Origin of the sequence: Francisella sp. XLW-1, from assembly GCF_008711455.1 — a bacterium.
Taxonomy (GTDB): Bacteria; Pseudomonadota; Gammaproteobacteria; order Francisellales; family Francisellaceae; genus Francisella; species Francisella salimarina.
In genome coordinates, this window is the sequence record NZ_VXKP01000021.1 from 1 (window position 1) to 1084 (window position 1084).

The following is a 1084-nucleotide window of genomic DNA, read 5'->3' on the forward strand; positions in this document are numbered from 1 at the left end:
AGTATTAAAGCACTGATTTTCTATACGCCATCTAGCTCTTGCAGCCTTAGTTATCTGTGCTACATTGCTCTTATCAACATTCAAATTAGTTGCCCATACTCCAGCAATCGTCGATTTTTGTTTACCATCTTTGTCTTTGCTAATCGTAAAAGCTTTAACTACACTAACCTTTGTTTTTGAGTCTTTATTTAAAGGTATGTCATAATACCATCTGTATGCAATAGATGTATTGCCCATAGTGATCTTATGGCTTTGATATTCAGAGCTATCTAAACACTCATATAAATATTTATGATTACCTTGTTTTATTCTAAATATATAACCTTCTCCATTTTGTGTTACTGATTCTATAAAGGGCTTGGTAGCATATATACTATCTGCTAACCATATAAAGTTCATTCTTGGGTGCTGTGACCTAAGCTTTGGTAATAAACGTTTAGCAGCATTTATTTCACAGTCTTGCTTCTCATCACCATCAGTATTTTTAATGGGTTCTGGCATTAATGGAAATATTTGTTTTTGATCTGGATGGCATATTATAGCTTGTAATGCTTGATGACTATATTCTACTCTACCATTACGTTTTTTCTTTTGTAAACACTCTTCACATTTTATAGTTTCAGATGAATGATATTGTGTAGCATCTAATGCTACAAGATATTTATCCTCAAATCTAAACTTAGATAAGTGTTTACCTCGTTGTAAACGGTTTAAGTAATTATTAAATATTGGTTGAAACTTATCATATTGAATATTTGATATGATAGTTCTCAGTTGGTTATCGCTAGGTATTTCTGAAACTCCAAACTGTGTTTGAAGATTATTTTTATATTGTCGCTTTTGCATTAATCTTTGATATTTTAATAAGCTAGATGACTTGTAAAACATACAGGCAAGAGTAGATAAAGCAGCATCACTAATTTGATAATTTACACTAGCAGCTCGTCTATTATCTGGTAAATTACTAATTGTAGATTTAAATCCATCTATAAGTGATTGCAAACTTAGATGTTTCTTGGCTTTGAACATTAAATACAAAATATTTTAATATTTGTATGTAATTATCTAATAATGTGGAATGATT

Annotated in this window: 1 protein-coding gene; it reads right to left on the reverse strand. The window is 30.3% G+C overall.

The genetic code is table 11. The features are described from left to right. A partial coding sequence (locus F3D59_RS09880; protein ID WP_150464772.1) for a hypothetical protein occupies window positions 1–1029 on the reverse strand: 1029 nt, incomplete at its 3' end. Between the last annotated feature and the right edge of the window lie 55 nt (window positions 1030–1084).